The sequence below is a fragment of the Phyllobacterium zundukense genome (assembly GCF_025452195.1).
Taxonomy (GTDB): Bacteria; Pseudomonadota; Alphaproteobacteria; order Rhizobiales; family Rhizobiaceae; genus Phyllobacterium; species Phyllobacterium zundukense_A.
Genome location: NZ_CP104971.1, coordinates 59,504 through 70,910 on the forward strand (window position 1 = coordinate 59,504; position 11,407 = coordinate 70,910).

9 protein-coding genes are annotated in these 11,407 nt (G+C 55.0%); 6 read left to right on the top strand and 3 right to left on the bottom strand.

Going from position 1 to position 11,407, the window contains the following annotated elements:
* Positions 1–64 precede the first annotated feature (64 nt).
* The 4 genes from N8E88_RS04745 (at position 65) to N8E88_RS04760 (ending at position 5,101) form a co-directional block, all read left to right on the top strand.
* A complete protein-coding gene (locus N8E88_RS04745) occupies positions 65–682 on the top strand; it encodes a hypothetical protein (protein ID WP_262291372.1) in 618 nt (205 codons plus the stop codon).
* 355 nt (positions 683–1,037) lie between these two features.
* Positions 1,038–3,224 (top strand): type I secretion system permease/ATPase, encoded by a 2,187-nt coding sequence (locus N8E88_RS04750; protein WP_262291373.1) that lies wholly within the window; start codon positions 1,038–1,040, stop codon positions 3,222–3,224.
* Positions 3,221–4,705 (top strand): HlyD family type I secretion periplasmic adaptor subunit, encoded by a 1,485-nt coding sequence (locus N8E88_RS04755; protein ID WP_262291374.1) that lies wholly within the window; start codon positions 3,221–3,223, stop codon positions 4,703–4,705. Before N8E88_RS04750 ends, N8E88_RS04755 begins: the two co-directional genes overlap by 4 nt.
* Positions 4,706–4,816: 111 nt before the next feature.
* The gene (locus tag N8E88_RS04760; protein ID WP_262291375.1) at positions 4,817–5,101 is read left to right on the top strand and encodes a hypothetical protein; all 285 of its coding nucleotides are present in this window, start codon (positions 4,817–4,819) and stop codon (positions 5,099–5,101) included.
* Positions 5,102–5,730: 629 nt separating this feature from the next.
* Here N8E88_RS04760 and N8E88_RS04765 read toward each other — a convergent pair.
* The 3 genes from N8E88_RS04765 to N8E88_RS04780 all read right to left on the bottom strand — a co-directional run bounded on the left by N8E88_RS04765 (position 5,731) and on the right by N8E88_RS04780 (position 8,310).
* The gene (locus N8E88_RS04765) at positions 5,731–6,144 is read right to left on the bottom strand and encodes a DUF982 domain-containing protein (RefSeq protein ID WP_262291376.1); all 414 of its coding nucleotides are present in this window, start codon (positions 6,142–6,144) and stop codon (positions 5,731–5,733) included.
* A gap of 622 nt (positions 6,145–6,766) precedes the next feature.
* Positions 6,767–7,099, bottom strand: coding sequence for a hypothetical protein (locus N8E88_RS04775; RefSeq protein ID WP_262291378.1), 333 nt, complete (start codon positions 7,097–7,099; stop codon positions 6,767–6,769).
* 665 nt (positions 7,100–7,764) lie between these two features.
* Positions 7,765–8,310, bottom strand: coding sequence for a hypothetical protein (locus N8E88_RS04780; RefSeq protein ID WP_262291379.1), 546 nt, complete (start codon positions 8,308–8,310; stop codon positions 7,765–7,767).
* Positions 8,311–9,849: 1,539 nt separating this feature from the next.
* On the opposite strand from N8E88_RS04780, the gene N8E88_RS04785 reads away from it, so the two are divergent.
* Positions 9,850–10,011: a hypothetical protein gene (locus N8E88_RS04785; protein WP_262291380.1), complete on the top strand. Its 162-nt coding sequence runs from the start codon at positions 9,850–9,852 to the stop codon at positions 10,009–10,011.
* Positions 10,012–10,595: 584 nt separating this feature from the next.
* A complete protein-coding gene (locus N8E88_RS04790) occupies positions 10,596–11,129 on the top strand; it encodes an invasion associated locus B family protein (protein ID WP_262291381.1) in 534 nt (177 codons plus the stop codon).
* Positions 11,130–11,407 lie beyond the last annotated feature (278 nt).

Genomic DNA, 11,407 nt, shown 5'->3' on the forward strand with positions numbered 1-11,407 from the left:
CATTCTGCTGAATTCGACCGTCTTCTCTCCGGTGCTCCCAACTCGAAACCTCGGAACACCACCTATGCAGCTGGTATTTTGCACGCGACGCTTCACCGCCGCCTCGCCGCGTGAACTCAGTCGGCTTTTGAAGAGGTTGGGCAAAAAACGGTTGCCTGTCGTGCTCGAATCTCCCGGCGGAGACGTCGCCGCAGCTATGGAAATAGGTCGGATGATCCGCAAAAAAGGCTTGGATGTTACGGTCGGCAAGACCGGTTTTGATGCCTGCACCGTTGCACAAACGAAATGCGGGGCCTCGAAATATGCTGATGGCTCAACGGCTGGCTTTCCGTCCCCAAGCAATGCCTATTGCTATTCCGCGTGCCCGTTCATCCTTGCTGGCGGGGTGCATCGTTTCGTGGGGAACGCGTCCCAGATCGGCGTTCATCAGATCACCAGAACCTATAGCGAGAAAAAGGTGAGCGTTCGCGAACGATACGTCGTGCGCCGCGGCAAGAGAATGCTGGAAAGGACGATCACCACGACCAAGTTCCTCGGAAATCTAACGACAACGGAAATAAGCATGGCATACCGGCGCAAGCTCAATGCCTATTTTAAGGGGATGGGGACCGACCTGCCATCGTTGATCGCATGCTTGCGACGCCGGCATCGGACATTTCCATTTTGTTTTATACGGACATGACGAAATTCAAACTTGTTACGGCGCAGTTGATTTGATGTCCGCGCATATTTGTGACCCGCGGGACAAGGCATACAACTGCATCGAGTTGAAAACGAATTGACCCAATCCGTGGTGAGAAATGTGTGTGCGGTGCATGCGCATTAACGCTCCTTTGCAATTGGCCCGGGCAATCTTCTCGGCTTTGTTTCAATGATTTGGCCGCAGTCTTGCCGCCAAAGAATAGAGTCCGAGAAATAAACGCTCACATCTTGCTGTTTACATCATATTTTCTTGCAAATCGGGTGGCTGAAGTGCTTAAGCTGACTTGGGTAGTAATTGGGCGTTAAACTGAGCCGCGGGGGCGTGGATATCTTCAATGGACAGCATTGCACCGGAGGAAATCGATTCCTCCGTATCGAGTGGTGCGTCCGGCGCAGAGGTGCCGGACACCGGTTTGATCGCGTTGACGGCGATTGCCGGATACTACCGCATTTCGGCGCGCGCTGAGACCCTTGCCCGCGAATTCGCCCTGAAAGGGAGTGCCGGACGTGAGGATATTTTGCGCGCGGCCAGCTCCATTGGCCTAAAATCCCGCATCGTTGATGTTCGAGGCGAACAGCGCCTGAAAACGCTGCCAACGCCAGCCATCGCCTGCCTTGCCGACGGATCGTTCGCCATTTTCGGCGGGGCTGCGGGCGAAGAAGCCTTCCGTCTCGTCGATCCGGTGAACTTCAAGTCGCGCGACGTTACTGCCTCAGAGCTTTTATCGCAAACCGCTGGCAAATTCATTCTGGTGCAGCGGCGGTTTTCAGGGCCAGGAGTCTCGCGGGAGAATTTCGGCTTCAGTTGGTTTCTGCCGTCGATCTGGCGTTATCGCCGCTCATTGGGACATGTGCTTCTCGCATCGCTGTTTGTGCAATTGTTCGCGCTGGTGACGCCCTTGTTTTTCCAGGTCGTTGTCGACAAGGTCCTGGCGCATCGCAGCTACTCGACCCTGATCGTCCTGGTCGTCGGTCTCGCAACAGTCGGGCTGTTCGATGTCTTCCTGCAGTACTTGCGAACCTATGCGCTGTCGCACACCACCAACCGTATCGATGTCGAACTCGGCCGGCGGCTGTTTCGCCATCTTCTCAATTTACCGCTCAGCTACTTTGAAACCCGGGCAGCCGGGCAGACCGTGGCGCGCGTGCGTGAGCTTGAGACCATCCGCAATTTCCTGACGGGGCAGGGGCTGTTTTCCGGGCTCGATTTCATTTTCACCATCGTCTTTATCTTCGTGCTGTTCTGCTATTCGACGAAGCTCGCCTGGATCGTTGTCGCCTCCGTTCCCTTCTACCTCGCCATCGGTTTCCTCATCCGCCCGTTCCTCAAAGTGCGGATCGACGAGAAATTCGATCGTGGCGCCTATAGCCAGCAATTGTTGGTGGAGACGGTCGTTGGTGTGCAGACTTTGAAAGCCTCAGCGGTCGAACCCATTGTCGCCGCCCAGTGGGAAGAGCGGCTGGCTGCCTATGTCCAATCCTCCTTCGCCGCAACCATGCTTGCAGCGAAGGGGCAGAATGCCATTCAATATGTCAGCAAGGTCACGAGCGCTGCGCTGCTGCTGTTCGGCGCGCAGGCTGTCATCAACGGCGAACTGACCGTTGGGGCACTGGTCGCCTTCAACATGATCGCGGGGCAGGTGGCCCAGCCCATATTGCGGCTGTCGCAGCTTTGGCAGGATTTCCAGCAGGTGCAGGTTTCTGTTTCGCGGCTTGCCGATATTCTCAACGCGCCACAGGAGCCGCGACCCGCCATTGCCGTCAGCCTTCCCGCACCGAAAGGGGCGATCGAATTCAAGTCGGTCAATTTTCGCTATGCCCCGGAGGGCCAGGATGTCCTGAAGGATATCACGCTCGGCGTCAGACCCGGCGAGGTCATTGGCATTGTCGGACCATCGGGATCGGGAAAATCCACCCTGACCAAGCTGGTCCAACGTTTCTATATTCCGAATAATGGCCAGGTGTTCATTGACGGGCAGGACATCGCCCAGGTCGATCCCGCGTGGCTGAGAGCCAGCATCGGTGTGGTCCTCCAGGAGAACATGCTGTTCAACCGGACGATCCACGACAATATCGTTCTGGCCAACCCTGCGATGTCACGTGAAGCCGCGATCCGGATGGCGAAACTCTCCGGGGCGGATGAATTCATCTGCAAGCTTCCGCGCGGCTACGACACCTTAATTGAAGAACGCGGTGCCAATCTGTCTGGCGGACAGCGCCAGCGGCTGGCCATCGCCCGCGCGCTTGCCACCAATCCGCCTATCCTTATCCTCGACGAGGCCACCAGTGCGCTCGATTACGAGAGCGAGCGCATCATCCTCCAAAACATGCGAGAGATCGTGCGGGGGCGAACGGTTATCATCATTGCCCATCGCCTTGCCACGGTCCGTCACTGTCATCGGATCATCGGGATGAAAGAGGGGCGGATCGTCGAAGAGGGAACGCATGAACACCTCTTGACGCGGCGTGACGGCCTTTATGCCCACCTCTGGCACCTGCAGAACGGGAGCGCGGGGATATGAGTACGGCAACGGTGGCGGCCATCAAGGCCAAGGCACTCAAGGGGGCGGCAAAACGCCAGCGCGCCGACAATGAATTTCTCCCGGCAGCCCTCGAAATTCTGGAGACGCCGGCGTCGCCAATCCGCACCGCTTTCATCTGGTTCATCTGCATTCTCGCCACGGGTGCACTGCTTTGGAGCTACCTTGGGACATTCGACATCGTCTCAACTGCGCAGGGTAAGGTGCAACCGACGGGACGGGTCAAGGTCATTCAATCGATCGAGATGGGCAAGACAAGATCTGTACCCGTTTCCAACGGAATGGAGGTGAAGGCAGGAGATGTTCTCGTCGATCTCGACGATACCGAAATCGAGACAGAGCAAACCGCGCTTGTCGCCAGCCTTGCCGCATTTCAGGCGGAAGTGTCACGAAGAGAAGCGGTTCTGTCGACAGTTGCCGGGTGGAAACAAGACGACAGCAGGACTTCGCGTGTGGTGACCGAGGGAAAGTTGGTCTTTCCCGAAAATGTTTCCGATGTTATTCGCCGCCGCGAACAGCTCATTTATAGAGCGGATATTGCTCAGTTGCGTTCATCGCTGGACAATCTCGCTGCGCAGCGCCGGCAGCGGCAGACCGAGATCGATGCGCTGACTGAAACAATAACCGCACAAAAAGCTTTGGTTGTGACCCTCGCCGAACGCGTTGCCATGCGCACGGAATTGATCCCGACTGCCGCCGGATCGCGGGCGCAGGTCATCGATGCGCTGCAATCACAGCAGGAAGCACAAGCCAACCTCGTAACACAGAACGGCCAGCTGGCGGCCGCCCGTGCTGCCCTCAACGTTGCAGCAAGCGAGGCAGCAAAGCTCGTTGACGGCTTTGTCGCGGACAATGTCCAAAAACAATCTGACGCGGCACGCCGTGTCGACGAGCTTGAACAGCAACTGATCAAGGCAAACAAACGGCGTCAGTCGATGACGATCAGGAGCCCGATCGACGGAACGGTGCAGGCGTCGGCCATTACCACCGTCGGCCAGGTAGCAACAGCGGGGAGCGAATTGATGCGCATCGTTCCCAGCAATGGCACTCTCGAGATCGAAGCCTATCTTCCCAACCGCGAGATTGGTTTCGTCGCCGCCGGCCAGCCCGCCGTCATCAAGATCGAGGCCTTTCCTTTTACCCGCTACGGCACCATCGAAGGCCGCGTCACACGCGTGGCAACGGATGCCATTCCCGAGCCCGACGCCCAGCAGCTCGAGGGCGCAGCGGCGAAAGAACTGCAAAGCATCATTCCCACCGGCAACGTTCAGCGCATGCAAAACCTTGTGTTCCCGGTGACGGTCAAACCTGACATCACCAGCATCGAGGTCGACGGCAGGGAAATGCTCTTGTCGCCGGGCATGTCTGTGACCGTCGAGGTTAAAACCGGTAAACGGCGGATCCTGGAATATCTGTTTTCGCCGCTTGCGGAGATTTCGTCGCAAGCCATGCAGGAGCGGTGATGGTGGTTGCAAGTTTCGTCGCGAGCGCCACTTCCATCGTCGCAGCTGGCCGCACAGATGACGACATGCAAGATTCAAATTCTATCCGGAAGCCAGCAACAGAGCCGAACAATGAGAATTCTGCGAGCGATGATCACGGACGCCGTGAAAGATTACACAATCATTGTCTATAGCGAAGACGTGAACGACCCTGTGTATTGGGGCCGCGATGTGGATAAAACCATCGCAGCGATCAAGGCCCACAACGAAATCAACGTCCTGATCCGTGATGCCGGCCGGCCCGATGGCACGGTTGGCTGGGTGATGGTTTTACCAGGGCTCCTTGAACACGAACAGATCGCGGATTACAGCGGCCGCTGGATCCACGAATGGCATGTCGTCCGGGGCTTGGTATGAGTCCGTTGCAAATGTTCCGTCTGGAATCATGATAGAACTCGTCATCGAAGAGCGGTGTTCAGGGCGCAATGTCTGCGTCGAAATATGTCCGACCAACGTGCGTGGAATTGGCATGACAGCGTTCCGTTTATTGCGCGACAGAACGAATACCAGGCATGTTTTATGTGTGAACTTTACGCAATCTACACTTAGACCCGACAGCGGCCGGGCCGATCCGGTCGACAAGGAATCGATCCTCGCCTCAGGATTACCAGGTGAATACGTCGTTATCACGGTGGGATGAGTGGGGCGCGGATCCCCGTTATCGCAATGAACATTGGCAGATGGAGAAGGTGTTTTTGCGTGCGCGGGACATGGCGATTGCTACGGCATCCAAATCAGCAGGCCAACCACCTGTCGGCACTCTCGTTCCATGCCTGGGACAATGAAGCGGACCAGGCACTAACCAGAATAAGCCTTATCGGCATATTCAAACGAGTGTTTGCCACCATCGGTTGTCGCCACTTTTGAGCGTTAAATCGTCACCTATGTTCCTGATATGTACTTCGATAATCGCATAAGGTCTCATCGGGAACTGCTCCTCGGGGTGAGAAAGGCTGGATCTAGGAGGCAAGCAACACGCATTGCTTTTACTCTACTCCAAAACCCGGAAGTTCGTTCCTAACGGAAGGAGGCTTCAGATTGTGATTATGAAGCAATTTGGTGAAGTCAATGAACGCATCTCTTGCAACGACTGCTGGAACCACTCGCTTCAAAGTGGAAATGCAGGCCTCAAACGCATCGATCCTAGCGGCACAGTCGTGATTCGGCTTGCTAAGAAGAAGCGTCAACGCTTCTTCCACCGATGAGATAGGCGTGACTTCGCTGTCGAAAACAAGTAGTGGTTCAAACGGATGGTTCTTCATAAACATCCCAACCAAGATGCCCAGGAAAAGTTCCCAGCGCGCGCCAGGCATCCACGTCCAGACGCAAAGCACGTGTGCAGCCAATTTATTCGTAATTACCGCCAACATTCGCGTGGTGTAGTTGTATTTAATCGGCAAAAAACATTTCAGCTGTTGAATGACGAAAAATTCTACAACTAATAATTACTGGCGTGGCCCCTCAGTCGTGCGAAGTGTCGGCAATAAAAAACACTGGTTACTACTAACAAGCGCCCAGAACTCGCACGTTGGTCGGAACGGTAAAGGGACGAATTGTGACGTCCAAGATCGCGGTAGCCCTATCCAAGCTGGGGGAAGCGAGCGGTCCCGCCGCCTCAATGGAGATTGCACAGTTGGGATGACTTCTAGCGCGGCTTCTTGCTATTGTAAGGCGCCTGGTTGAGAGGGCCGAGAGTAACACCGAGTTCTGAAGCTTTCTTGTAGATTGAGCTTGGCGTTCGTCCAAGCTTCTGGCCTATGACTCGAGTCGGTGTATTTTCTTTAGCCAGCTCCTTCAGGTGTCCCTCCTGCGCCTCTGTCCAAGCTTTATTGTAGTTCTCAGGTGGCTTCGCCATTTTCCACACCTCCGCTCTCCGGAGCATTCAACATCATCTCGAGCTTGGCAAGAGAGTGCGGAGCCTGCTCAAACGGGAAGATCACCCGGCATCAGAGTCCGGCTCTGGTTCGATTTCTAACCGATCCAGGATTCGCTAAGACAGCAAAAAATAGGCCGATAAGTCTCCTATCGTCGGCCTGTCCCCGGCGGGGCGCTCCACCTAATAGCGCCTGGCGCACTCGGCGTCGCCAGCATTGCCGGCGCTCGGCAAGGAGCCCACGTGCCGGAACGTTCAATCGCCACTATTTTCTCGGCCGAAAAATTGACAGTTTGCAGAGCGGCTTTTTCGACGTTCTTGCCGTAAGCGAGTTTCTGCCAATAGCCGGCGGGTGGTCTTGCAATGTCGTAAAGATCGCAGGCCTTGGCGATCTGCAAATCGCGGACACCATAGTGCTTTGCAATCTGCGTGATCGGGTAGGACCAGACGAGCTCGTAAAGCACGGCACGGGTCAGCTTCATCAACTCATTCCAATTGCCTTAGCCGAGCTAGCTGCCGGCTCTGTCATCGTCATCGGGTTTGAACCAAATCAGACGCCCTTCATAACACAGCCCGCTGCCAGGATGATGATGGCGAGGAGCAGCAGCCAGTAGCTCCGGCCCCAAGGATAGCAACTGCGACCCCAAACACAGGCAGCAGTGATATTACTGCCAGCGTAATGCATTGTAGGCAATTTACAACCCGAAGTTGCGATATTTCGGTGCGACATCCCCTTCGTGGCCTTGATCAGGAATACGATTCATTCAAACATAGCCAGGGTTTTGCGCCTGACTTTTGCTCCGTCGCAAAATAGGAACTTCAGCAGAGTGTCAAAGTGAGTTCAGCGCTCTATTGCCAAAGGGATCGCTGTCGCAACGTCGGTCGTACCCTTCCAGCAGCTGATCTTCCTTCACCGGAAATCCGCGCCTTCCAAGAGCTGCGCAAGAGCGGAAAGATTCTCGAAGACAAATCCCGGATGGGCTTTGCTGGCCGGTGGAAAATTACTCCAAACCCCAAGATGCACCTTGAATGTCAATTCCGCACGGAACTTTGACCCTTATCGGCATCCAATTTTGCGTGCCTAACACCTCAAGTCCTTCAGATTGCAGTCAAAGCAGCGGCGATTCCTTTATATGGCAAACGAAGCTCAGCGGTTTTCGAGTCCATTCTTCTGACGTTGACCGCGAATTTCGTCTGCCTCGCCCCGCACACGATTGCGCAGCTTGACAAGGCCAGCGCGCTGTTGCCGCCACTGCTCGGCGTAGACGGTTTTGGAAGTAAAGCGATTTTCATGCTGCTCGTCCCAGTCTAGGGCTTGCTGCATCGCTTCGCTCCATCCCTCGACGTTGCCGGCCGCATACTCATTGATTGGGCGGCCGACTACCTCGGACAGCGAGGCGAAAAGCGCTGGATCGCCATCTGCGGGCAGGCCAGGATGGGCGGCGAGATGAAAGCGATAGCGCAACTGGCCCGCGTAGAACCAGACGACCGCTTCATCGCGCTTACCGGCAGCAAGGAGCTTGGAGGCGAGGATGTAGTAGGCGGAAGGATGGCTGGAGGAGATATTACTTTTGAGTTGCGTAGGCGTCATCGCCACATAATCGCCTTCAGCTCTGACCTCGCTCGCGCCGACAGCCGACAAGATAAACAGGAAGGTGCTCAATAAAGCCGCTGACGCGGCAGTGACGCGCAACAGATCTTTCAGCCTTGCTATCATAAGCCTGCGCTCGATGCTTTTGCCTTCGACATGCCATGTAGTCTATGGAAACAACACCCCCCGTTCCATACAAATCGACGGGGTGGCTCCTCTAGAAATAGGTGGCTTGGACGGAATATGATCTGCTTTTCCGCCGAAGCAGGCTTGATTCATGGCCGAATTCTGAACGACGGGTCGATCCATCACCAAGCAACCTCCTCTCCAAACACCTTCGCCATTCACCATGTTGGATCGTCGGAAATAAGCTAGGGACAATAGTCCTTGGATGTCGGCAGACCTTTTACTTCCGTTCATCCGGCCCTTCGTCGTTGTCGAGACCAACTTCCGCGTTTGGCTCGACAGAGCCTGGTGGCGGATCTTGAACGGAACAAAATGCCAGTGCTGCCAGTAGTGCAAACATTGTAACAAGTGCTGGGAGCACCACGTATCGCTGTCTCATAACCAACTCCAGCATTCTTGAGGCGTGCGAAAAGTTGCCAGCAACCTACCGGCGGTCTCGGCGGTTGTGCCCTGAGGCTACGCGACCAGCTCCAAACCTGATCGATTCACCAATGTTGCCGACTTAGGAGCAGCCATAGGTGAGGCGCAAATGCCCTACCTGGGCTCGGAAGTGGGCGCCGGGGCCTGTGCCAGCCCTCTTCAGGCCAGCGCCTCCAACACCTGGTTGACCATCTGCGTTCCACATCAGAAACGATTGAGAGGCCCGGCGCTCGTCAAGGGCTTTGCTTTCGCGTCGGGCCTCAGCCGAAGACTGGCGTTTTCTGCTCCCTCAAGCTCAGTAAAGGTTCAGTCGGTCCTCACTCAATGCTCTGTCCGCCGCGGACATCGCGAACCTGGGCAACCTGAAGCCGACGAAGTTGACCCTCGCATCGAAATATCGCAACCTCGGGTTGTCAATTGCCGACAATGCATTACGCTGACCTCGGTTGACCCAATACCCCTCGGGTCGGCTCCCCTAGGCCGGACTTGTAGTCCGGCTTTTTCTTTTTGAGCCATTCGAGAGGGCGAACTCCGATCGCCGGTCATCTTTTAGATTGAGGCTTCGCCGCTTTGCTCACCAATAAAACACCTCGGCTTCAGATCGAACCACACCACGCCCTTCGCGGGACATGGTACCGAGATGATATTGCGCTACAGCGCTTCCCCTTTCGGCTTCAGACTTCAATAGATTTTGTTGTGTCTTGTTTGCCCCCGCTGCAACTGAATGGCGCCGACGATAATAACGATAGCATCAACAATACGAGTGCGATTCTCTTTTTTGCCAACTGAAACCACCTTAAGCTAATCACATGGCAGTCTTTTGCCCGATCAAAAAAGTTCGGCTGCCACACTTAGTCAATACGCCCTAGCGTTGCAGCCGCACCTTCATCGGCGTTCTTTTGTGCCACTTCGACATGATAACCGTCAGGTGGCTCTCATCAGAAAAACTGCTCAGATGAGCCACTTCCGCGATCGGCAAACCGTCTTTGGTGACAAATCTTATGCGAAATCAAGGCGCCGTTTGACGAGATAACGGTGCGGCGGATCGCCGAAGATTTTGTAAACTGGATGAAATGGTGTGGGAAAAGCCGCGAGGTCGGCCACCAACAATTTGCGGGTGAAATTCTCGTCCAAGAACCGTACTATCCGCGCGCTGCCAACCGAAAGATCGCCCTCATGGTGGGTATCGGCTTTTAAACCGCTTGGTCAAAGTTTGTTAACGCTAACAACGGAATAAACGACCCATAATTGTTCTTCCAAGTAATATGTGAGGAATAATCGTTCGGCGCATCGTACCTTTGCGAAGTGGTTGCGGTACGGACGAAGACGTTTTATGGGATACTTCCAGCAAAATCGAGGCATTCGCACTGCAATAACTTACCCTTGGATGGTTCCATTGCGCACCGTGTCGTTTATCGATCGACCTCTACAACAAATCGCCGGGTGTTAACCTATCGTCAGCGACGGAGTATTTTCAAGTTGTGCCCCGCAGCGTATTCGATAATCACGAACAAGGTAAAAAGAATGAAACCGCCGCTTTTTGCAGCCGATCACGGCAACAAATCTAAGATGTTGCACTATAGACACATGCACAGCATGATTTCTACTATAGGGTCGAATCATCGTGGGGGAGCGAGCCGGAATGCAGCGAAAATTGGTGCGACAGCAGTTACAAATGGGCCGCCAAAAACTACTCCGTCTATGGCGAGGTGTTGGTGAGCACCAGTCTCGCTGCAAGCAACAGCCTTCAGGGCAGTTCCTAATCAACGGTGAGATGGTAAATGGACAAAGTACTTAAATTTCCGGCCCTGTTTCTCGCAATCCTAGCGGCAACTCCGGGGTTCGCCCAAGCCCCCGTCTCAGCGTTGCCCGGGGGAGCGACATCCCTACAGGAGACCTATCAAGACTGGCGGGTTTCCTGCATACAACAGGCTGGATCAAAGCGTTGCGCACTATCGCAGCAGCAAACACAGGAAAACGGACAGCTGGTGCTTGCCATCGAGTTGCAACCGGGCGCCAAAGCAAACGAAGTTACGGGCAATCTCATGATGCCCTTTGGTCTTGCCTTGGCCAATGGCGTGACGCTTCAACCGGAAGAGGGTAAGCCATTGCAGCCGCTGCAATTCAAAACATGCGTTGCGCAGGGCTGTATTGTCCCTCTGCCCTTGGATGCGGCAACGGTTTCGGTACTTCGAAAAGCATCAGAATTAAAGGTTGGTGCAACAGCCGCCGACGCTGCGCAGCCGGTCCAGCTTAGAATCTCCCTGAAGGGTTTCGCGCCTGCGCTGGACCGGACGATAGAACTTGCGAAATGACAAGCAATCGCAGAATCGCTGACGCCCGCGAACATCAGAATGTGTTTGACTTCAGCAAGCGTAGCAAACCGAATTCGCAATCGCTGGTTTCGGGTGGTGAAGCTTGCGGGGCGACTCGTGACCGGTTTCAGCTTTTTCTGCTTTCGCCTTCCGCGGGTTTGCGCCAGCAGTCATCGCGAGGCAATTATGCGGCACCGATGCACAATAGTAACACGGCTTCCATCAGCACTTCTGATAAGGACGGTTTTTCTTGAAATACGCATGCGGCGGCCTGTGAT

Excerpts from the sequence above, each read along its gene's own strand:
- N8E88_RS04745 (WP_262291372.1), top strand. The coding sequence starts at position 65 with ATGCAGCTGGTATTTTGCACGCGACGCTTCACCGCCGCCTCGCCGCGT.
- N8E88_RS04750 (WP_262291373.1), top strand. The coding sequence starts at position 1,038 with ATGGACAGCATTGCACCGGAGGAAATCGATTCCTCCGTATCGAGTGGT.
- N8E88_RS04755 (WP_262291374.1), top strand. The coding sequence starts at position 3,221 with ATGAGTACGGCAACGGTGGCGGCCATCAAGGCCAAGGCACTCAAGGGG.
- N8E88_RS04760 (WP_262291375.1), top strand. The coding sequence starts at position 4,817 with ATGAGAATTCTGCGAGCGATGATCACGGACGCCGTGAAAGATTACACA.
- N8E88_RS04775 (WP_262291378.1), bottom strand. The coding sequence starts at position 7,099 with ATGAAGCTGACCCGTGCCGTGCTTTACGAGCTCGTCTGGTCCTACCCG.
- N8E88_RS04790 (WP_262291381.1), top strand. The coding sequence starts at position 10,596 with ATGGACAAAGTACTTAAATTTCCGGCCCTGTTTCTCGCAATCCTAGCG.